Origin of the sequence: Thiomicrorhabdus sp. Kp2 (assembly GCF_000478585.1) — a bacterium.
GTDB lineage: Bacteria > Pseudomonadota > Gammaproteobacteria > Thiomicrospirales > Thiomicrospiraceae > Thiomicrorhabdus.
Genome location: NZ_ARWI01000001.1, coordinates 468,840 through 489,278, shown reverse-complemented (window position 1 = coordinate 489,278; position 20,439 = coordinate 468,840). Strand labels below are relative to the sequence as shown.

Here is a 20,439-nt window from a genome sequence, read left to right as displayed (position 1 = left end):
TAAAAAGCTTATTAAAATAAAAAAATGCACGAATATTCTAGTTTTCTAGGGCATTTGTGCATTTTTATATCTTGATTTTACTCTCTATTTAAAAGTTACCAGGCCTGATAATTTGTGAATTAACAGGTTAGGTTGTTTCTAAATAGAACGTAAATTAACTTTTAATATCAATTATTAAACATAAAAAACGCAAAAGCGTTGGACGAGAAATCGATGAGTAAAACCTGTTACTACGAAATCCTATCCGTTTCTAAAACGGCTTCTGAGGGTGAAATTAAAAAAGCCTACCGCAAAATGGCGATGAAATATCATCCTGACCGCAACCCAGACGATGCTGAAGCTGAAAATAAATTTAAAGAAGCCGCCGAAGCATATGAAGTTTTGTCTGATGCACAGAAACGCGCAACCTATGACCAGTTTGGTCATGCTGGCTTAGAAGGTGGTCACGGTGGTGGCGGCTTTGGCGGTGGTGGTTTTGGAGATGCGTTTGGCGACATCTTTGGCGATATTTTTGGTGGTGGTTTCGGAGGCCAAAGAGGTCCGCAACCAGGTCAAGATTTACAGTATGAGCTAGAGGTTTCGTTAGAAGATGCCGTTGCTGGCACAACTGTCGACATTCGTATTCCAACCAAAGATATTTGTGATGCTTGTGATGGAACAGGGGCAGAGCCAGGTAGTGATGTTGAGACCTGTCCAACATGTCATGGTGCAGGCCAAGTTCGCATGCAGCAAGGTTTCTTTGCGGTAAATCGTACATGCCCGAGCTGTCATGGTTCAGGTAAGTTAATCAAAACACCTTGTAAGAAGTGTCGTGGTGAAGGTTACACGCATGATAATAAAACGTTATCGGTAAAAATTCCTGCGGGAGTGGATACGGGCGACCGAATTCGTCTTCAGGGCGAAGGTGAAGCGGGTGAGCCAGGTGCGCCACGCGGTGATCTATATGTTCGCATTCGTGTTAAAAAGCACTCAATTTTTGAACGTGATGGCAATACGCTTTATTGTGAATTACCTATCGGTTTTGCAACTGCAGCGTTAGGTGGTTCTGTTGATGTACCCACTTTAGGTGGTAAAGCCAATCTTAAAATCCCTGCAGGCACTCAGTCTGGTCAGCGTTTTAAACTGGCTGGTAAAGGGGTTAAATCGGTCAGAACATCGCATATTGGTGATATGATTGTGCAAATTAATATCGAGACACCAGTTAAACTGACGGCTCGTCAAAAAGAGTTGTTGCAAGAGTTTGATGAAAGTTTGCAAGGCAAACACCATAAACAGCATAGTCCACAAGAGCATAGTTTCTTTGATTCAGTAAAATCTTTCTTTACGGGAGATGATGACGATGATTCAAAATCAAAGAAAGACAAAAATGAGCCTTGGAACTAAATAACGTCAAAGCACAAAAACTGAAAGGAACATAAACATGAGAGTAGCCATTATTGGAGCTTCAGGTCGTATGGGTAAAAACCTGATTGATGCGGTAAATCAAACGCAAGGGTTAACGGTAAGTGCGGCTATTGAACGCCCAGATAGTTCTCTTATTGGCGCGGATGCGGGTGAGTTAGCTGGTGTAGGTAAGCTTGGTGTTAGAATCGAAGGTAGTATTGAATCGGTAGTGGATGATTTTGATGTATTGATTGACTTCACTACACCTGCAACCACGGTACATAACTTAGAAGTCTGTGTTGCGCACAATAAAAAAATCGTGATAGGGACAACGGGATTTGATGAAGCTGGTCTGGCGGCGATTGATAAAGCAGCCGAAAGCATTGCGGTGATTTTTGCAGCCAACTATAGCGTGGGTGTTAACCTCTGTTTAAAACTGCTTAAACAAGCCGCTGAAGTGCTTAACGAAGGCTACGACATTGAAGTGATTGAAGGGCATCATCGTCATAAAGTCGACGCACCATCTGGTACGGCATTAAGAATGGGTGAAGTAGTCGCTGAAACTTTAGGGCGTGACCTTAAAGAGTGTGCGGTTTATGGTCGTGAAGGCATTACAGGTGCTCGTGATCCAAATACTATTGGGTTTGCTACGGTACGTGCAGGTGACATTGTGGGAGACCATACGGTGCTATTTGCCACTGAAGGTGAGCGTGTAGAAATTACCCATAAAGCCTCTAGCCGTATGACCTTTGCCAACGGAGCAGCGCGTTCTTGTAATTGGATTGCAAGCAAAGACAAAGGTTTGTTTGATATGCAGGATGTTTTAAATCTGCGTTAAGTTATTGCAAAATATTGTTAAAAATTAGCTTTATTAAAGGGCGCTCAAGAGTCATTTTTGAGCGCCTTTTTTATGTGGATTTTATAACTTACCAGGCCTGGTAACTTTAAAGTATTTTGAATAAAAGGTAATAAAATATAACTATTGGTTGTTTTAAGATGATTTGTTATACTTTGCTTTCTTTAAACGGTAGACTGTTTGGGTTTGCTTAAATACTATGTGAGAAAGAGGCAAGAAATGGCTAAAGACACTAAGAAAAAAACAGACAAGAAAGCAGCTAAAAAAGCAGAAGAGAAGTTAGAGAAAAAATTAGCTAAGAAAAAAGCAGCTAAGAAGTCTGCTAAAAAAGAGGCTAAAAAAGCCGACAAGAAAAAAACCGCTAAAAAGAAAAGTCAGAAAAAAGCGTTAAAGAAAAAAGTCGCTAAAAAGCAAGTAGCTAAAAAAGTCAAAAAAGCGAAAAAATCAGCAAAAAAATCAGCAAAAAAATCGAAGAAGTCTAAGAAAAAATAAATTATTAAGTATGGTTTAGTTAAACAAGAGGCCAGCCCATTTAAATGGGTTGGCCTTTTTTGTGCATATTATTTCAGCTTCATTTCAGCCTCAAAAGTTTTTATTTGGTAGGTTCATCAGGTACAAATTTTAAAACATTACCATTAATGCAATAGCGTTTATAAGTTGGAGCAGGGCCATCGTTGAATACGTGCCCTAAGTGGATGCCTGAGCTGGCACTACGTACTTCCACTCTAGACATGCCAAGGCTATTATCAGTATGTTCAGTGATTGCTCCTTCTACTGGATTAAAGAAGCTTGGCCAGCCAGTACCGCTTTTGAATTTGGTATCACTTCTAAAAAGGTTGGCGCCAGTAATTGGGTCAACAAAGTAACCAGGCCTGGTTTCATCGAGATGTGAACCTGTAAAGGGCATTTCAGTACCTTCTTCAAAGGCGATTTTTCTTTGTTCAGGTGTTAGCAATCTAAAACCTAACCATTTCCAAAAACGACTTTTATCACCGTTATACCCTGTGTAACGTGAGACCTCTTTTCCATTTTCAAAGAGCACAATCGTTGGTGTGGCAAACAGTGCTTTTTGTAGTTTCCAGCTCTCTGGTGCTTGCGGGTTAAGAGTAGCAATAATGGGTGTTTCTGCTTTCCAAGTGTTTAGGATGTCTTTTTTAAATTTCTCACAATAAGGACAGTCTTCCGCTTCAAAGACAATCAATTGTCTTTCTTTATTCAAGCTGCTGGCCTCCAGTCTAGGATGTGTTTTGGTTTCTGACCCAGGATAAGCAACGCCTGTTCCGCCAAGTCCACAGTAGCCGTTTGGGTTTTTCTGTAGATAGTCTTGGTGGTATTCTTCTGCGGAAATGTAGTTCTTCAATGGCGCAATTTCAGTGGTAATTTCAGGTTTGCCAGCCTTGCTCAAGGCTTGTTGATACACTTTTTTGGTCTCTTCAGCCAGCGATTTTTCATCATCAGTTTGATAATAAATGGCACTTCGGTAATTGGTACCCACATCGTTACCTTGGCGATTACCTTGCGTAGGGTTATGGTTTTCCCAAAACTTAATCAAGATGGTTTTTAGCTCAACCATGGATGGATTGTAGGTAACTTTAATCACTTCGGCATGATTGCGTTTTGTAGAAAGTCCCATTTGAATCCGTTGTTCCAAACCGAGTACATCTTGATAGCCTGCATTTATATCATCGCCACCTGCGTAGCCACTTTCGACATCAATAACACCGTTTACTTCAGAAAGTCGTTTTTCGGCTCCCCAAAAACAACCCATGCCTAAAACAATCGATTTACTTTCAATGGTACTGTTAACCGTTTCATTTTGATTGGTCATTTCTGGCTCCTTAGCGCAGCTTTGTAAACTCAGTGTAAAAGGGAGTAGAAAGGCAATAAGCCACTTTGAAAAAGAGATTTTGTAAATTTGTGGTCTTCTCATTGGAATTCCTTGTTAAGTTATTTATCACTGCTGTTATTTATATAGATAGCTTATCTCGAAATTTCTTTCTCAAATTTTCTCATATTCATACTTTATCCATAATTTGGATTGAGGTTGATTGTTTTTCATTAATTATATTGGCCTTTAGTTTGCTATTCATCTGGTAATTGAGTGAAAAATGTCAATTTACCAGGCCTGGTAAAAAGAATTGTTAAAAGTTTAATTATAGGGTTTTGGTTTGTAATTAATTGTTTCTACTGGTTAATTTGGTTTAATTGAGTAAAAGTGAGAGTTGTTATGGCGAATGTGAGAATGAAAAAAACGGTATCGTTAAGCGGGCTTTTATTGGCCAGTTTTATTGTTGTTTTTTTGACAGGTTGTTCTGGAACACCAAATAAACAAGTGAGAACGACGTCATTAGCCAAATTAGCGAAGCCAGTCGATTTGTCTCAAACCCATAGAGTAAAGTCTTTAATTTTGTCGCAATACAATCAGTGGAAAGGTACACCATATCAATATGGCGGAACAACTAAAGACGGTGTTGATTGTTCAGCCTTTGTGCAAAACACCTATCGTTCTAAGTTAGGGCTTTCTATACCAAGAACGACAAGAACGCAGATTAAACAAGGTGTAAAGGTGGCTAAACACAATCTTAAAGTCGGTGATATTGTGTTTTTTAAAACAGGAAAAACATCATTACATAACGGGATTTATATCGGTAAATCTCAATTTGTACATGCCTCAAGCAGTAAAGGGGTAACCATTTCTAGCTTGGATAATGTTTATTGGAAACAAAATTATTACCTTTCAAAGCGTATGTATTAAAAACGTTGTTAGATTAACTTAATCGAATGGGTAAACGCTGATTTCCCCATGTGCCTGGTTTTTTATCAAATACACCTGCAATGGGGGTCTGGCATTTATTGCAACAGCCGTCTTCTATTTGCCAATTGGTAATTTCATAAAAATGGCGTTCAATCACTTTTTGACCACAGTGAGGGCAGTAGGTCGCTTGACCATCAGGGTCAGTTACATTGCCCGTATAAACATAGTTTAACCCCGTATTCATGGCGATTTTTCGTGCTTTTTCCAATGTTGAGAATGGGGTAGCAGGGTTATCCATCATTCGGTAATCTGGGTGATATTTGGTAAAGTGAATGGGTACATCTGCACCGCAGTGCTCTAAAATCCACTCTGACATTTCGGTAATCTCTTTTTCCGAGTCATTTTCACCTGGTATTAATAAGGTAGTCAGTTCAAGCCAGGTATTAGTCTCTTGGGCAACATACTCAATGGTATCAAGTACAGGTTGAATTTTTGCCCCAGTCAGTTTTTGATAAAAACGCTCATTGAAAGCCTTCAAATCAATATTGGCGGCATCCATAGCTTTAAAGAACGCTTCACGCGGCTGTTGGCTAATATAGCCAGCGGTTACCGCAATGTTTTTAACCCCTTTTTCATGACAGGCTTCAGCCGTATCTATAGCATATTCATAAAAAATAACGGGGTCATTGTAGGTATAGGCCACAGAATCACAGTGGTGTTTTTGAGCCGCTACCGCCAGCATTTCAGGTGAAGCTTGGTCGAGTAGTCTATCCATATCTCTGGCTTTAGACATATCCCAGTTTTGGCAGAATTTACAAGCTAGGTTACAACCCGCTGTTCCAAATGAAAGTACCGATGAACCAGGCAGAAAATGATTAAGGGGTTTCTTTTCAATAGGGTCAATACAAAAGCCGCTTGAACGCCCGTAAGATGTTAACCACATTTGATTGTTTTTGCGTCCGCGTACAAAACAAAAACCTCTTTGGTCTTCATGTAATTGGCATTCTCGTGGGCATAAATCACATTGAATCAATCCATTTTCTAATGGATGCCAGTGTTCCACGGGAATGATTGACGGCTCATTAAGGTCAATGTTTTTCATTGTTAAGTTACTCTTGAAATTTCTGAATATACTCTTATATATAGAGGTAACTTATTATTATTCAAGGAAAAAGTAATGAATGTTAGACAGCCTGCCGTAGCTGGCCTGTTTTATCCTAATTCAGCTTCAGAGATTCTACATTTTATGGAATCTTGTCAGCTTGCTTTGGCTGAACAGGTTGAACTTGAAAGAAAAGAGGTGCCTAGAGCATTGATTTTACCGCACGCAGGTTATGTGTATTCTGGTTACGCCGCATACCAAGGCGTGCGGCTTTGGCAGAATCATGAACAAATTAAGACCGTGGTAATTATTGGCCCTGCACACCGTGTTGCCTTTGAAGGAGTGGCTACTATTTCAAGCGAGGCAATGGCGACGCCTTTAGGTAATTGTGAAGTGGATTCTGACTTACGAACAGAGCTCATTGATGAATTTGATTTTATAAGTGTTTCAGATTTTGCTCATGCCCAAGAGCACAGTCTTGAAGTGGAGCTACCATTTATTCAAAAAATTATTCCTGACGCTAAAGTGTTACCTTTATTAAATGGTCGAGTTTCTGCTCAAGAGGTTGCTCAGCTCGTTTCATATCTTTGGAAACGAGAGGGTGTGTATTTTATTATTAGTAGTGATTTAAGTCATTTTCATTCTTATGAGATAGCCAAAAAGATTGATCAGAAAACAGCTGAAATGATTGATGTTGGCGACTGGCAAGCTCTCAACGGAGAACGTGCTTGTGGATATTTGGGTATTCAGGGTGTCTTAAAGTATATTTCAGAAAATCTACCAGGTCAGAATGTTAATATCGAAAGAGTTGCATTATTAAATTCAGGTGACACAGCTGGGGATAAAGAGCGTGTTGTCGGTTATGGGGCTTGGGCAATCTATGAAGATGGTAAAGGGCGTGTTAAATGAGATTGAATAATGCTGACGTTTACCAGCTTTTTATGCTAGCCAAAACGACTATAAAAAATGGTATTGAACAAGGTAGTATGGTTTTGCCTGAAACCGAGCTAAAACAACAGAAGCCTTTTAAAGATATGGCTGCTACATTTGTTACATTGCATCTGCAACAACAGTTGCGCGGTTGTATTGGAACTTTGGAGGCAACCCGAAGTTTATATGATGATGTGATTTACAATGCCTATGCGGCGGCTTTTCAAGACCCACGCTTCAATCCTGTATCTGCTTTAGAAACAGATGGGTTAAATTTGGAAATTTCGATATTATCTCAACCTGAGGTGATAATGGGATGTGATAGCAAGTCAGGTTTGATTGAGCAATTGGAACCTTTTAAAGATGGCTTGATTATCACTGATGGGATGCGAAGAGCGACTTTTTTACCCTCGGTTTGGAATCAGATTGAGGATAAGCAGCTCTTTGTAGATTATTTAATGCGTAAAGCAGGGATTTTAAGTTGGTCAGATTCTATACAGTGTTCTCGTTATTTTGTTGACTCCTATGAAAATGATTGGGTAAATATCTAATCTATTTTTAAGCGGTTTATACATTAGAAGGGTTGCATTTACGGGTCAAAATACACTCCATGATGTGGATTGAAAAAAACTCAATAAAACCCGAGGATATGCGGTTTTTCATATAGACATTAGTTCGCTTTTACAGTACAATCCGCGTTATTGATTTTTGCGACTGAAATTAAATAGTTAATTGCAATTTACGGAGTATTTAGCGGGGATGATTCAGTTCATTTAGCAACTAAGAAACGGAGTGAGTCTTCTCAGGGAGGCTGGCTCCGTTTTTTTGTATGTGCCGTAAATATTTTGCAAATTACTGAGCGTTTTGCAGGAGACTGTAGCGAACTCACTGAGATAATTTCAAAACACTTTTGGATGGATATATAAATGACACAGGCTTTGCTGGCTTTAGAAGATGGTACCCTTTTTTGGGGAACCTCACTCGGTGCGGAAGGGGAAACAACAGGTGAAGTAGTTTTTAACACCTCGTTGACAGGATACCAAGAGATCTTAACCGATCCTTCTTACTTCAAACAAATCGTTACATTAACTTACCCGCATATTGGTAACGTTGGTGTGAATGCGGAAGACGAAGAGTCTCCTAGCATTATGGCGCAAGGTCTGGTTATTAAAGACTGCCCACCAGTGATGAGTAATTTCCGTGCTGAAAAAACACTGCCTGAATATTTAAAAGAGCAAAATGTCGTGGCAATTGCTGATATTGATACTCGTAAACTAACGCGTATTTTACGTGATAAGGGTGCTCAGTCTGGTGTAATTGTTGCGGGTGACAAAATTAACGCTGAAGAGGCCGTAGCAAAAGCTAAAGCGTTTAGTGGTCTAAAAGGTTTAGATTTAGCCAAAGAAGTGACTACCCCAGAAACCTATGTTTGGACAGAAGGTTCATGGGCTTTAGGTGAAGGGCATGCTGATTGTTCAGCAAATGATGGTTTTCATGTTGTTGCCTATGACTATGGCGTTAAGCGTAACATCCTGCGCATGATTGCAGACCGTGGTTGTAAACTCACTGTAGTACCAGCAAAAACACCCGCCGAAGACGTTTTAGCTATGAATCCAGATGGCGTATTTTTATCAAATGGGCCTGGTGATCCAGAGCCATGCGATTACGCTATTGAAGCTATCCAAAAAGTATTAGAAACGGAAGTGCCAGTGTTTGGTATCTGTTTAGGTCACCAATTACTTGCCTTAGCAAGTGGCGCTAAAACTGTAAAAATGAAATTTGGGCACCACGGTGCTAACCACCCTGTGCAAGATATGGATACTAAGAAAGTAATGATTACTTCTCAGAACCACGGTTTTGCAGTAGATGGTGATACCTTACCTGCAAACCTAAAAGCCACGCATAAATCGTTATTTGATGGTTCTTTGCAAGGTATCTCACGTACAGATAAGTCTGCATTTAGCTTCCAGGGTCACCCTGAAGCAAGTCCTGGTCCGCATGATGTTGCGCCTTTATTTGACCAGTTTATTGATAACATGAAAAACGCCAAAAACGCGTAACCGATAGTAGGAAGTAGAATGCCAAAAAGAAGTGATATACAAAGTATTATGATTATTGGTGCTGGCCCTATTATTATCGGGCAAGCATGTGAATTTGATTACTCTGGAGTTCAGGCGTGTAAAGCGCTTAAAGAAGAAGGCTACCGTGTCATCTTAGTAAACTCTAACCCCGCCACCATTATGACCGACCCTGATATGGCTGATGCAACGTACATCGAGCCAATTGAGTGGAAAACGGTTGAAGCCATCATTGCCAAAGAGCGTCCAGATGCTATTTTGCCAACAATGGGTGGCCAAACAGCGCTTAACTGTGCATTAGACCTTGATGCAAAAGGTGTATTGGCTAAATATGGCGTTGAGCTTATTGGTGCTAAGGCGGATGCAATTGATAAAGCCGAAAACCGTGACCGTTTCCGTCAAGCGATGACTAAGATTGGCTTAGATATGCCAAAATCGGATGTTGCACACAATATGGAAGAAGCGTGGGCAATTCAAGCAGAGGTTGGTTTTCCTACTGTCATTCGCCCATCATTCACTTTAGGTGGTTCTGGTGGTGGTATTGCCTACAATAAAGATGAATTTGAGCAAATCTGTAAATTTGGTCTAGACCTTTCACCAACCAAAGAGCTTTTGATTGAAGAGTCGATTGAAGGTTGGAAAGAGTATGAGATGGAAGTGGTTCGTGACAAAAACGATAACTCTATCATTGTTTGTTCAATCGAAAACTTAGATCCAATGGGTGTGCATACTGGTGATTCAATTACCGTTGCTCCCGCGCAAACGCTAACGGATAAAGAGTATCAAATCATGCGTAACGCTTCTTTAGCGGTATTGCGTGAGATTGGTGTAGAAACAGGTGGTTCAAACGTTCAGTTCTCTATTCATCCAGATACTGGCCGTATGATTATCATTGAAATGAACCCGCGTGTTTCTCGCTCATCGGCTTTGGCTTCAAAAGCGACTGGCTTCCCGATTGCAAAAATTGCAGCCAAATTGGCAGTGGGCTATACACTTGATGAGTTGTCTAACGATATTACTAATGGGGCAACACCCGCCTCGTTTGAACCAACCATTGACTATGTGGTAACGAAGGTTCCTCGTTTCACATTTGAAAAGTTCCCACAAGCACAAAACCGTCTGTCTACTCAAATGAAGTCGGTTGGTGAAGTTATGGCAATGGGGCGCAATTTCCAAGAGTCAGTTCAAAAGGCATTACGTGGTTTAGAAACGGATAAGTCTGGTTTTGATGAAATCATGCCATTGGCAACCATGGAAGAGAAAGAGATTAAAGACAAGTTACGTCAAGAACTGCGTAACCCAGGTGCTGAGCGTCTTTGGTATGTGGCTGATGCTTTCCGTGCTGGTTGGGATTTAGAGACTGTTTTTGATATTTGTAAAATTGACCCATGGTTCTTAGCACAAATTAAAGAGCTGATTGATATGGAAGATGATATCAAACAGCGTGGTTTAGATGCTCTTGATGAAACTTACCTACGTAATTTAAAGCGTAAAGGTTTCTCTGATAACCGTTTAGCTAAGTTGTTAGATACGGATGCGGCGTTTGTTCGTAAGTTCCGTCATACTCTAAATGTTCGTCCTGTTTTCAAACGTGTTGATACTTGTGCGGCAGAGTTTGAAACCTCTACTGCTTATATGTATTCAACTTACGATGAAGAGTGTGAAGCGAATCCTACCGATCGTGAAAAAATCATGATTTTAGGTGGTGGGCCAAACCGTATCGGGCAAGGTATTGAGTTTGACTACTGTTGTGTTCATGCTGCAATGGCGATGCGTGAAGATGGTTATGAAACGATTATGGTTAACTGTAACCCTGAAACGGTTTCTACTGATTACGACACTTCTGACCGTCTCTATTTTGAGCCATTGACGCTAGAAGACGTGCTTGAAATTGTTGAAGTTGAAAAACCTAAGGGTGTGATTGTTCAGTATGGTGGTCAAACGCCACTTAAATTAGCAGAAGATTTAGAAGCGGCAGGTGTTCCTATTGTAGGGACTTCTCCAGAATCAATCGATTTAGCTGAAGACCGTGAACGTTTCCAAAAAATTCTTAACGATAATGACCTTCTTCAGCCACCTAACCGTACAGCAAGTAACGCAGGTGAAGCAGCGGCCTTAGCCAAGGAGATTGGTTATCCACTGGTTGTTCGTCCATCTTATGTATTGGGTGGTCGTGGTATGGAAATCGTTTATGATGAAGCCAACTTAATGCGTTATATGCAAGCGGCTATTGATGTCTCTAATGAATCACCAGTATTACTAGATCGTTTCTTAGATGATGCGGTTGAATTAGATGTAGATGCAATCTGCGATGGTGAGCAGGTTGTGATTGGTGGCATTATGGAACATATCGAGCAAGCGGGTATTCACTCGGGTGATTCAGCTTGTTCATTGCCTCCGTATAGTATTTCAGATGAAGTGCAAGATCGTATTCGTGTGCAAGTTGAAAAGATGGCACACGCATTAGGTGTAGTTGGTCTAATGAATACACAGTTTGCCGTGAAGGGCGACGATATTTATGTGCTTGAGGTTAACCCTCGTGCATCACGTACAGTCCCTTTTGTATCTAAAGCAATTGGTCACCCTTTAGCTAAAATTGCAGCGCGTTGTATGGTGGGTCAAAAGTTAAAAGACCAAGGATTTACTAAAGAAGTGAATCCAGACCATTACTCTGTTAAAGAAGCGGTATTCCCATTTATTAAATTCTTGGGTGTTGACCCGATTCTTGGGCCAGAAATGAAGTCGACGGGTGAAGTTATGGGTGTAGGTACAAGTTTTGCCCAAGCTTACTCTAAAGCGTCTTTAGCCGCTGGAACGGTTCTACCACGTTCTGGTAAAGCCTTTTTATCAGTACGTAAAGCAGACCGCGAACGTGTAATTGGTTTAGCTCAGCAGTTAATTGCTAAAGGGTTTGACGTTGTTGCAACACGTGGTACGGCGGCTTCATTAAAAGAAGCTGGCGTTGAGTGTGAAGCTGTAAACAAAGTAACAGAAGGGCGTCCAAATATTGTTGATTCGATTGTTAACGAAGAAATTGCGTTAATAGTGAATACATCTGACGGTTCTACAAGTATTCAGGATTCATCGTCAATTCGTCGTGAAGCACTGATGCACAAAACGTGTTATACAACGACAATTGCTGGTGCTTTTGCTATGGTTGCGGCAATGGATCACTTAGATGATCAGCCTGTAACTCGTTTGCAAGACTTGCACTAAATTTTAAGCAGTTTGCCCTAACGCCAAAGTCTAATTTAAATTAGGCTTTGGCGTTTTACGTTTATGTAAATATCAAAATGACAAAAAAGGATAAGGTGTTATGCAAAAACATCCTATGACAAAAGAAGGTGCTGATGCACTTCAAGCAGAATTAAATAAGCTTAAAAAAGAAGATAGACCACGTATCACTCAGGCTATTGCTGATGCGCGTGAGCATGGCGATTTAAAGGAAAATGCAGAATATCATGCCGCCCGTGAACAGCAAGGTTTAGCTGAAGCTCGAATTAGTCAAATTGAGGCTCAACTTTCTAATGCCCAAATTATTGATGTAACCAAGTTGAACCCTGGTGGAAAAATTGTTTTTGGCGCAACCGTTACAGTGTTAAATATTGATACAGACGAAGAGTTAACTTACAAAATTGTGGGTAACGAAGAGTCTGATGTTAAAGCGAATAAAATTTCTGTGAATTCGCCCATTGCCCGTGCCTTAATTGGTAAAGAAGAGGGGGATGAGGTGATTGTTCAAGCACCAAGTGGCAATATTGATTATGAAATTATTGAAATTCAATATATCTAGTATTTAAGTATTTCTGTTACAAATAACCAGGCCTGGTCAAATGACTTTGCCTGGTTTTTTTTATCATTTTTGCTTTTACTTTATAGTAGAGTGATGTCAGAGTGGAGAAGTGAATTGTGTTAACTTTGCCTTTTTATAAAAGAGAGTCGTTTTATTTTGCGTTAAGTCAGTTTGTATTTACGTTTTTAGCAACACTCTTCATTGTTGTAGGTTATCTAGTTACCCCTGTTCTATTTGCTAACTTGGACTCTAAGGGGGCTGGAGATATTGCTGGTGTATTATTTGTTATATCGGGCTATATATCCTTATTCTTTCTCACTTTACTTTTAGGCTGGCAGTTTGTTTTAAAATTGGGTTTGAGATTTTATTGGCAAAATATTTTTTTACTATCTATATTGGCTATCTTATTGTGGGTAATCTCTCCTTGGATGAGTGCAATTAAACAAAATTACCCTATGGGGTTAAGTAAGGATTCTATTGATTGGCCTGAGTTTGCTGCTTTACATGGTGTTTACCAGGTGGCTTATCTACTTGTAATTATTGTGTTAATTGTTGCGATTTTAAAATCAGCCAAGAGTCTGAAAGTCTTGGGAGAACAGAGATAAAAAATGTTTATAAGCATTTCATTATTTTCTAATTCAAATAAGGTTGCAATTTAGTATGAAAACCGTCAAAATTGAAGAGTTAAAGCGACAAATAAAAACTTCGGAGTTTAATTAATGAAACAGTTAACACTAAAAGCATTATTCATTTCTGCAATTGCGGCAATGTCAATGAACACACAAGCTGCAGATGACGTTTATGGTCAGTGTATTTCTGATGCTGAAAATATAATTTCAATTGCGAAAAAAGAAGGTTCTACAGCAGCTAGAGCTTTTGAACAAAAAACAGATGTAGCGACTTGTATGGCTGAACTAGCAAAAATCGAAGCTAAATACGGTGACAAAACGATTGGTGTAAACCCATCTTCAGTTATGACTCCAGAAGATCGTGCAAAATGGGCTAAATTATTTGATGCTGTTGATGCAAAACAGTTCAAAGGTGTTCCATTCTTACAAGCTTCTTACTACCGTTAATTTGGTTGTAAACCTTGTATAAAAAACCGGCTCTTGGCCGGTTTTTTTGTTTTAATGCCTTCTGTTTTCAAGTCTCACTTTTATCTTGTTCTGTTAGAGTAAGATTAATAACCAGTTCTAACTTCACATAACTATTTATTCTAAGAGTCTCTATGTCACAAAATCTATTTAAATCTGTTTTTAACTGTCTGATGGAGAAAGATTTAAACCGTAAAGTTACTATGCTTTCTCAATTACAAGAAGATTGGTCTAATGATGTATTTGAACTGTCTCCCACTCAAACCATAGAACGAGTGCCCGATGCTGGAAGACCAGATAAGCCTGAACTGGTGCCTCCAAAAGAACTACCAAGACGCCGTTTAGGATCTAATGAGGGACATGCCTCACTGATGCATTCTATTGCACATATTGAGTTTAATGCGGTTAATCTCGCCTTGGATGCAATTTATCGCTTTCAAAATATGCCGTATGAATATTATCGTGATTGGTTAGGTGTGGCTGGTGAAGAGTCTTATCATTTTCAGATGGTGAGAGAGCATTTGAATAGTTTGGGTTATGAATATGGCGATATGCCTGCCCATGATGGTTTATGGATGACTACTTACGAAACGGATCATGATCCACTTATTAGAATGGCATTGGTGCCAAGAACGCTAGAAGCTCGTGGTTTAGATGTAACACCACCTATGATTAGTAAATTACGTTCTATTGGCGATAAACGTGGTGTTGAAATCCTAAAGATTTTACTACGTGATGAAATTGGTCATGTAGAAGTGGGTACTCGTTGGTTCCGTTACTTGTGTAAAGAGCGTAATTTAAATCCATTTAATGAGTTTCAGCATATTATTGAAAATTATTTTCATGGCGATTTACGTGGACCTTTTAATTTTGAAGCACGTCAACAAGCGGGCTTTTCTGATGAAGAAATCAGTTGGCTCAAATCGATTTCTTAATGCATTTTACTAATGCATTTTAGCTTTATTCAGTGAGCAATCATTTTATGCAAGATTCATTATTACGTCTTTCAAAAAAACAACGTTTACGAATTCAAACCCGTCATAAAGTTTCAGTAGAACGGTATGGATATCAACCTCAAGCGTTGTATTGGAGCAGTCGTGAAATACAAGAAATTCGTTTTCAAAAACTCATAGAAATCTTACCTTCTCCCAAAACACTCAAACACCAGGCCTGGTCATTATTAGATGTGGGTTGCGGTTTTGCAGATTTAGTGGGCTATTTAGAACGTAATAATTACTTTCCAGACTATACAGGAATCGATGTTTCGCCTGATATGGTGCGTGGTGCGCAATCAATGCATCCTCAGAAGACTATTTTAGAGGGTGAATTATCTGAATTAGGCTTTACGGATAATCAATTTGATTATGTTTTTCTATCGGGTGCTTTAAATGAGGTTGTTGAAACAGAAATTGAAGGCACTGCTGAATTTCAAGGAAACTACGCTAAATCGGTCATTATGGCGATGTATAAAATTTGTAAGAAAGGGGTCGCCTTTAATTTATTAAATAGCCAAAATGCGTGGGTAAAAAGTCGTTTTGACTTACAGAGTTTTTTACCGAATGAGATAGAGCATTTTTGTGCGAGTTTTGTCGATGAGGTCGTTTTGATTGAAGGCTATCTAGAAAATGATTTTACAATCTATTTAAGAAAACTGACTGAAGAATAAGTGTAAAAGGCGATAGTGTTATGGGCGAAATTCGGTTTGGTATTGATTTAGGCGGTACAAAAATTGAAATAATCGGTTTATTTGTTTCTAAAAGCTCGATGCCAAAAGTTTCTAAAATTATTTATCAAAAACGTATCGCTACACCTCAAGGTGACTATTTAGCCACGGTTAGAGCGGTGAGTGACTTAGTGCTTAATGCAGAACAAGCGCTTGCTAAAGAATACAAAAAATTTTTACCAGGCCTGGTAGGAGTAGGCATCCCAGGAGCGATTTCCTCTAAAACAGGTCGAATCAAAAACGCAAATTCGGTTTGCTTGATTGATAAAGACTTGCAGGGTGATTTACAAAGGGCTTTAACCAGACCTGTTAAGTTAGCGAATGATGCTAATTGTTTTGCGTTATCAGAAGCTTCTGATGGGGCTGCCCAGGGTGTAGATTCGGTTTTTGGCGTTATTATTGGTACAGGCTGCGGTGGTGGTGTTGTCATTAACGGAAACGTTCTGAATGGTATTAATGCCATTGGCGGAGAGTGGGGGCATAATCCTTTACCGTGGATGGCATCGGATGATACGGCAATGGATTGTTATTGCGGTTTACAAGGCTGTAATGAGACCTTTTTGTCGGGCAGTGGTTTGCAAGCACATTTTGCTTTACGTACAAATAAACAAATAACGGCTCAGGAAATTGTGGCATTGGCTCAACAGGGGGATTTACACGCTGAACAAATGCTGGCTGATTACACCGTTTGGTTGGCAAAAGGTTTGGCGAGTGTCATCAATGTATTAGACCCAGATGTGATTGTTTTGGGTGGTGGTATGTCTAATGTACAAAGATTATATGTTGATGTACCCCAAATTTGGCATAAATGGGTATTTAGTGATGAGGTGAATACCAAGCTGGCTCCACCAATGCATGGCGACGCTAGCGGTGTTAGAGGAGCTGCCTGGTTATAAAGTTTCACAAAATCAAACTGAAATGTTTATTTAAATTCCAAATTGAGTTCTAAGAAGATAGCCTGTTATAAAAGCCAGACTGGCAGCCGCACCGCCCGTTACTAAGGTCTGTACTCCAGAAAGAAATATAGGTTTTGCAAATACCATACTTTTGAGCATGCCAATCATAAAAAACATCATGCCAGCGAATATAGCACTCAAGATAAATTGCTGATTGATGGTGATTGCCGATATAAAAAATGGAATTAATGGAATTGCACCCACTAATAGAAAGGCACCAAAGGTGGTTAATGCGGCTTTGATAGGGTTTTGAGTCTGGATTTGTAGGCCGTGTTCTTCAAGCAGCATGGTGTCAATCCAAAGGTTTTTATTTTGAGTAATCGTGTTAACAATTTTTTCTAACACATCGCCTTCAAATCCTTTACGTTGAAAAATTTGTCTAATTTCTTCACGTTCACCTTTAGGTATTTTTTGAATATGTTCCGCTTCCGTTTTACGGACACTTTCAATAAATTCTTGTTGCGCTTTATTCGCTTCATAATTACTGACGGCCATGCTAAAACCGTCGGCAAACAGATTGGCAAAACCTAAAATTAAGGCAACCGAAGCAGAAAAACCAGCTCCAATCGCACCTGCAATAATTGCAAAGGTGGTCACACAACCATCAATCGCTCCGAGAACGGCGTCTGAAATATTTTGGGTTTTTTGTGGTGCATCCAATCGTTGCGCAATCACCTCTGGTAAGTGTTCTAATTCAAGGTCTTCTAGAGGGCTCTTTTTCATGTTATATCCAGATAGTTGGTTAGCGATTTTTAACGATTAAGATTAAGTCTTTGGCGGTTTGTTTTGGGTCAAATATTTATCAAGCTGATTAGCAAAAGCCTGCCGATCGGCTTGATTTAAAGCATTTGGGCCACCAATATCGACTCCTGTACTGCGTAAAGATTCCATAAAATCTCGCATATTCAGTCGAGCTCGAATATTGGCCACTGTATATAATTCTCCTCTAGGGCTTAATACAATAGCGCCTTTTTCAATCGCTTCGGCAGCCAGAGGGATGTCGCTACTAATGACTAAATCGCCTGCATTCAGTTGTTCAACAATCTTGTTATCCGCCACATCAAAGCCAGATTGTACTTGCTGAAATTTTATCCAGGGAGAGGGGGGTATTCGCATAGTGTGATTGGCAACTAAGGTCGTTAAGGTTTGTGTTCGAGTTGCGGCTCTGAATATGGTCTCTTTTATTACGGCTGGACAAGCATCGGCATCAACCCATATTTTCATAAATTTCTTCTATTGGAGACCTTTGCACGAGTCAGGTACGTAAGAAAAACGAGATAGAATTTTTTAGCCTGAAGATAGAGGATTATAGCCGTTTTTATATGTTCATCGACTCGTGCAAAGGTCTCTATTGGTTAAATAATATCAAGATTCTAGCATAGCGTACCTTGCTATAGAGTACAGGTTAATCAAAATTAAGACTTACTAGGCCTGGTAAAGTCTGTTTTAAAGTAATAAGGTTTGGGAATAATACAAGGTATTGTAGCGGCTTTGTATGGCTTTATCGGGGCTCATAAGGTAAGCTACCCGCTCAATTCAATTCTGGCAAATATCGTAAGAATCTTTACTTTTCTTTGCCAATCAGCAAAGAGTAATTTTATGGATTTTTCCTCTCTAGGTTTGTCAGAACCTATCTTACAAGCGGTAACAGAACTTGGTTACAGTAAAGCTTCACCCATTCAAGAAAAAGCGATCCCCCCTGTTTTAGAGGGTAAAGACGTTATGGCTGCTGCTCAAACAGGGACAGGTAAAACCGCTGGTTTTACTTTACCGATGTTAGAGCGTTTATTAACTGGCGAACGTCCGCAGAGCAATCAAGTGCGTGCCTTAGTTCTTACGCCAACACGAGAGCTTGCCGCACAGGTTCAAGAAAGCGTTTATCAATACAGTAAACATACCGCTTTGCGTTCTGACGTGGTGTTTGGTGGCGTTAAAATTAACCCGCAAATGCAACGTTTAAGACGCGGTGTAGATGTGCTGGTTGCTACCCCAGGGCGTTTATTGGACTTACATAGCCAAAATGCGATTAAATTTAATCAGCTAGAGTTTTTGGTATTAGACGAAGCCGATAGAATGTTGGATATGGGCTTTATTCATGACTTAAAACGCATTATGAAGTTACTGCCCAAAAACCGCCAAACTTTATTGTTTTCGGCTACGTTTTCACCTGAAATTCGTGAGTTGGCTAAAGGTTTTGTGCGTAATGCAGTGGAAGTTTCGGTTACCCCTCCAAACAGTACCGTCAAGAAAATTGAACAATGGATTTATGCGGTAGATAAAGGTCATAAAACCAAACTCTTGATTGATTTGATTGTGGATAATAATTGGGAGCAGGTGTTAGTTTTTAGTAAAACCAAACACGGTGCGAACCGTATTACTAAACAATTAAATGCTATTGGTATTACGGCTTCGCCAATACATGGTAATAAAAGCCAGTCTGCTCGCACCAAAGCTTTGGCCGACTTTAAGTCAGGTGCGATTCGTGTGTTAGTGGCGACCGATATTGCCGCTCGAGGTTTAGATATTGATCAACTGCCCCATGTGGTGAATTATGATCTGCCTAATGTGCCTGAAGATTATGTGCATCGTATAGGCAGAACAGGGCGAGCTGGGGCGAGTGGTGAAGCCATCTCTTTAGTCTGTTCTGAAGAAGATAAGTTACTGTTTGATATTGAACGATTAATTGGTGAGCTGTTAGAACGCAGAACCATTGAAGGTTATGTACCGACTCATCCTCTTAAACAATCAAGATTAAACCCAAAACCAAAGAAACCAAAAAAGCCTAAAAAACCCAAAGTAAACCATCAAGATGGTCAGCGTTCAGGTGATAGCCGCAGTGGTCATAATCCTCAAGGTAATCGAGGTAATAAACCTGGCAGTCGTCATAGTGGGCAGACAAATACAAATAAATCATAATAAGATTTAAGTAACGTTTTACCGCTCATTTGTATGACAAACTTGCCTGTTACCAGGCCTGTATATTTTCTTACCAGGTGTGCTGAGTTTGTAAAGGTGTTTTCTTTCAAATGAGTTTTAGTGAAAAATTATGCGAGTAATTAAGAGAATTTGGATTATTTATTTATGCAAAATATTGAAACCTTAGATGAGTTGAATGCGTTAAAACAATCAGAAGACGCCCTACTGATTTTATTTGGCGGCAAGGAGTGTAATGTTTGTCATGCCATTAAGCCAAAGTTGATTGAGTTAATGGCTGAGAACTATCCAAAAGTGAGATTGGTGTATGTAGATTGTCATGTGGTAACCGATATCTGTTCACAAAACGGCGTGTTTACCTTACCGACTTTACAAGTCTTTTTTACTGGACAACGTTTTATTGAAGAGGTTAGAAGCTTTAGTCTGCAAAAAGTGATGCAAGACATACAAAGACCATACTCAATGGTCTTCTCGGATTAGGCTTCCTAAAGTAGGCCATTTCTGCGTTAAAGAAACGTTCATTTACTTATAGTAAACTTCACGTTTCTTTGCCTTGAACTAACCAATTTTTGAAAGCCTAATCAACTCATGAATTTGAAGCGCTAAAGCAAGCCATTTCTGCGTTAAAGAAACGTTCATTTACTTATAGTAAACTTCACGTTTCTTTGCCTTGAACTGACCAACTTTTGAAAGCCTAATCAACTCATGAATTTGAAGCGCTAAAGCAAGCCATTTCTGCGTTAAAGAAACGTTCATTTATTTTTAGTAAATTTCGCGTTCCTTTGACTTGAGCTGACTTACTTTTGAAAACCTACTCACTATATGATTCGATGTA

The 20,439-nt window shown here is 39.6% G+C and carries 20 protein-coding genes; 16 read left to right on the top strand and 4 right to left on the bottom strand.

Annotated elements, in window-relative coordinates; genetic code table 11:
- Nucleotides 1-213 precede the first annotated feature (213 nt).
- From dnaJ to A379_RS12980, 3 genes are all read left to right on the top strand, one after another.
- A complete protein-coding gene (dnaJ, locus tag A379_RS02310) occupies nucleotides 214-1,383 on the top strand; it encodes a molecular chaperone DnaJ (RefSeq protein WP_040725442.1) in 1,170 nt (389 codons plus the stop codon).
- A 37-nt stretch (nucleotides 1,384-1,420) separates the two neighbouring features.
- A complete protein-coding gene (gene dapB / locus A379_RS02305; protein WP_040725441.1) occupies nucleotides 1,421-2,221 on the top strand; it encodes a 4-hydroxy-tetrahydrodipicolinate reductase in 801 nt (266 codons plus the stop codon).
- A 237-nt stretch (nucleotides 2,222-2,458) separates the two neighbouring features.
- Nucleotides 2,459-2,731 (top strand): hypothetical protein, encoded by a 273-nt coding sequence (locus A379_RS12980; protein WP_051144932.1) that lies wholly within the window; start codon nucleotides 2,459-2,461, stop codon nucleotides 2,729-2,731.
- A gap of 100 nt (nucleotides 2,732-2,831) precedes the next feature.
- Here A379_RS12980 and msrA read toward each other — a convergent pair whose 3' ends face one another.
- On the bottom strand, nucleotides 2,832-4,169 hold the full coding sequence (gene msrA / locus A379_RS02295; protein WP_040725439.1) for a peptide-methionine (S)-S-oxide reductase MsrA: 1,338 nt from the start codon (nucleotides 4,167-4,169) through the stop codon (nucleotides 2,832-2,834).
- Between the two features lie 312 nt (nucleotides 4,170-4,481).
- Here msrA and A379_RS02290 point away from each other — a divergent pair, with 312 nt between their 5' ends.
- Nucleotides 4,482-4,994 (top strand): NlpC/P60 family protein, encoded by a 513-nt coding sequence (locus tag A379_RS02290; RefSeq protein WP_051144931.1) that lies wholly within the window; start codon nucleotides 4,482-4,484, stop codon nucleotides 4,992-4,994.
- A gap of 13 nt (nucleotides 4,995-5,007) precedes the next feature.
- Here the strand turns inward: A379_RS02290 and amrS are convergent, their stop codons facing one another.
- Nucleotides 5,008-6,096, bottom strand: coding sequence for an AmmeMemoRadiSam system radical SAM enzyme (gene amrS, locus A379_RS02285; RefSeq protein ID WP_040725436.1), 1,089 nt, complete (start codon nucleotides 6,094-6,096; stop codon nucleotides 5,008-5,010).
- A gap of 75 nt (nucleotides 6,097-6,171) precedes the next feature.
- On the opposite strand from amrS, the gene amrB reads away from it, so the two are divergent.
- From amrB to A379_RS02235, 10 genes are all read left to right on the top strand, one after another.
- Nucleotides 6,172-7,005, top strand: a complete 834-nt coding sequence (amrB, locus tag A379_RS02280; protein ID WP_040725434.1) for an AmmeMemoRadiSam system protein B — start codon at nucleotides 6,172-6,174, stop codon at nucleotides 7,003-7,005.
- Nucleotides 7,002-7,577: an AmmeMemoRadiSam system protein A gene (gene amrA, locus A379_RS02275; protein ID WP_040725433.1), complete on the top strand. Its 576-nt coding sequence runs from the start codon at nucleotides 7,002-7,004 to the stop codon at nucleotides 7,575-7,577. The genes amrB and amrA overlap by 4 nt, the downstream gene beginning before the upstream one ends.
- A 375-nt stretch (nucleotides 7,578-7,952) precedes the next feature.
- Nucleotides 7,953-9,086, top strand: a complete 1,134-nt coding sequence (gene carA, locus A379_RS02270; protein WP_040725432.1) for a glutamine-hydrolyzing carbamoyl-phosphate synthase small subunit — start codon at nucleotides 7,953-7,955, stop codon at nucleotides 9,084-9,086.
- 18 nt (nucleotides 9,087-9,104) lie between these two features.
- Nucleotides 9,105-12,320: a carbamoyl-phosphate synthase large subunit gene (gene carB, locus A379_RS02265; RefSeq protein WP_040725431.1), complete on the top strand. Its 3,216-nt coding sequence runs from the start codon at nucleotides 9,105-9,107 to the stop codon at nucleotides 12,318-12,320.
- 100 nt (nucleotides 12,321-12,420) lie between these two features.
- Nucleotides 12,421-12,897 carry a transcription elongation factor GreA gene (greA, locus tag A379_RS02260; protein ID WP_040725429.1) on the top strand — a complete coding sequence of 159 codons (477 nt, stop codon included), beginning with the start codon at nucleotides 12,421-12,423 and terminating at the stop codon, nucleotides 12,895-12,897.
- 116 nt (nucleotides 12,898-13,013) lie between these two features.
- Nucleotides 13,014-13,502 (top strand): DUF4149 domain-containing protein, encoded by a 489-nt coding sequence (locus tag A379_RS02255; protein WP_040725427.1) that lies wholly within the window; start codon nucleotides 13,014-13,016, stop codon nucleotides 13,500-13,502.
- Nucleotides 13,503-13,616: 114 nt separating this feature from the next.
- Entirely contained in the window at nucleotides 13,617-13,973 is a 357-nt protein-coding gene (locus tag A379_RS02250; protein WP_040725425.1) for a hypothetical protein, read from the top strand.
- A gap of 152 nt (nucleotides 13,974-14,125) precedes the next feature.
- Entirely contained in the window at nucleotides 14,126-14,926 is an 801-nt protein-coding gene (locus A379_RS02245) for a ferritin-like domain-containing protein (RefSeq protein WP_369759588.1), read from the top strand.
- Nucleotides 14,927-14,973: 47 nt separating this feature from the next.
- The gene (locus A379_RS02240) at nucleotides 14,974-15,657 is read left to right on the top strand and encodes a bifunctional 2-polyprenyl-6-hydroxyphenol methylase/3-demethylubiquinol 3-O-methyltransferase UbiG (RefSeq protein ID WP_040725423.1); all 684 of its coding nucleotides are present in this window, start codon (nucleotides 14,974-14,976) and stop codon (nucleotides 15,655-15,657) included.
- Nucleotides 15,658-15,677: 20 nt separating this feature from the next.
- Nucleotides 15,678-16,610, top strand: a complete 933-nt coding sequence (locus A379_RS02235; RefSeq protein ID WP_081696310.1) for an ROK family protein — start codon at nucleotides 15,678-15,680, stop codon at nucleotides 16,608-16,610.
- A 30-nt stretch (nucleotides 16,611-16,640) separates the two neighbouring features.
- Here A379_RS02235 and A379_RS02230 read toward each other — a convergent pair whose 3' ends face one another.
- A complete protein-coding gene (locus A379_RS02230) occupies nucleotides 16,641-17,393 on the bottom strand; it encodes a VIT1/CCC1 transporter family protein (protein WP_040725421.1) in 753 nt (250 codons plus the stop codon).
- Between the two features lie 42 nt (nucleotides 17,394-17,435).
- A complete protein-coding gene (locus tag A379_RS02225) occupies nucleotides 17,436-17,894 on the bottom strand; it encodes a YaiI/YqxD family protein (RefSeq protein ID WP_040725418.1) in 459 nt (152 codons plus the stop codon).
- A gap of 375 nt (nucleotides 17,895-18,269) precedes the next feature.
- Here A379_RS02225 and A379_RS02220 point away from each other — a divergent pair, with 375 nt between their 5' ends.
- On the top strand, nucleotides 18,270-19,586 hold the full coding sequence (locus A379_RS02220; protein ID WP_040725415.1) for a DEAD/DEAH box helicase: 1,317 nt from the start codon (nucleotides 18,270-18,272) through the stop codon (nucleotides 19,584-19,586).
- A gap of 165 nt (nucleotides 19,587-19,751) precedes the next feature.
- Nucleotides 19,752-20,084 carry a thioredoxin family protein gene (locus A379_RS02215; RefSeq protein WP_040725413.1) on the top strand — a complete coding sequence of 111 codons (333 nt, stop codon included), beginning with the start codon at nucleotides 19,752-19,754 and terminating at the stop codon, nucleotides 20,082-20,084.
- Nucleotides 20,085-20,439: the final 355 nt, after the last annotated feature.

Bases quoted from the DNA above. Each gene is read 5' to 3' on its own strand.
- greA (WP_040725429.1), top strand. From the start codon at position 12,421: ATGCAAAAACATCCTATGACAAAAGAAGGTGCTGATGCACTTCAAGCA.
- dnaJ (WP_040725442.1), top strand. From the start codon at position 214: ATGAGTAAAACCTGTTACTACGAAATCCTATCCGTTTCTAAAACGGCT.
- amrB (WP_040725434.1), top strand. From the start codon at position 6,172: ATGAATGTTAGACAGCCTGCCGTAGCTGGCCTGTTTTATCCTAATTCA.
- carA (WP_040725432.1), top strand. From the start codon at position 7,953: ATGACACAGGCTTTGCTGGCTTTAGAAGATGGTACCCTTTTTTGGGGA.
- A379_RS02235 (WP_081696310.1), top strand. From the start codon at position 15,678: ATGGGCGAAATTCGGTTTGGTATTGATTTAGGCGGTACAAAAATTGAA.
- A379_RS02220 (WP_040725415.1), top strand. From the start codon at position 18,270: ATGGATTTTTCCTCTCTAGGTTTGTCAGAACCTATCTTACAAGCGGTA.
- A379_RS02225 (WP_040725418.1), bottom strand. From the start codon at position 17,894: ATGAAAATATGGGTTGATGCCGATGCTTGTCCAGCCGTAATAAAAGAG.
- A379_RS02245 (WP_369759588.1), top strand. From the start codon at position 14,126: ATGTCACAAAATCTATTTAAATCTGTTTTTAACTGTCTGATGGAGAAA.
- carB (WP_040725431.1), top strand. From the start codon at position 9,105: ATGCCAAAAAGAAGTGATATACAAAGTATTATGATTATTGGTGCTGGC.
- A379_RS02290 (WP_051144931.1), top strand. From the start codon at position 4,482: ATGAAAAAAACGGTATCGTTAAGCGGGCTTTTATTGGCCAGTTTTATT.
- dapB (WP_040725441.1), top strand. From the start codon at position 1,421: ATGAGAGTAGCCATTATTGGAGCTTCAGGTCGTATGGGTAAAAACCTG.
- A379_RS02215 (WP_040725413.1), top strand. From the start codon at position 19,752: ATGCAAAATATTGAAACCTTAGATGAGTTGAATGCGTTAAAACAATCA.
- msrA (WP_040725439.1), bottom strand. From the start codon at position 4,169: ATGAGAAGACCACAAATTTACAAAATCTCTTTTTCAAAGTGGCTTATT.
- A379_RS02230 (WP_040725421.1), bottom strand. From the start codon at position 17,393: ATGAAAAAGAGCCCTCTAGAAGACCTTGAATTAGAACACTTACCAGAG.
- A379_RS12980 (WP_051144932.1), top strand. From the start codon at position 2,459: ATGGCTAAAGACACTAAGAAAAAAACAGACAAGAAAGCAGCTAAAAAA.
- A379_RS02240 (WP_040725423.1), top strand. From the start codon at position 14,974: ATGCAAGATTCATTATTACGTCTTTCAAAAAAACAACGTTTACGAATT.
- amrA (WP_040725433.1), top strand. From the start codon at position 7,002: ATGAGATTGAATAATGCTGACGTTTACCAGCTTTTTATGCTAGCCAAA.
- A379_RS02250 (WP_040725425.1), top strand. From the start codon at position 13,617: ATGAAACAGTTAACACTAAAAGCATTATTCATTTCTGCAATTGCGGCA.
- amrS (WP_040725436.1), bottom strand. From the start codon at position 6,096: ATGAAAAACATTGACCTTAATGAGCCGTCAATCATTCCCGTGGAACAC.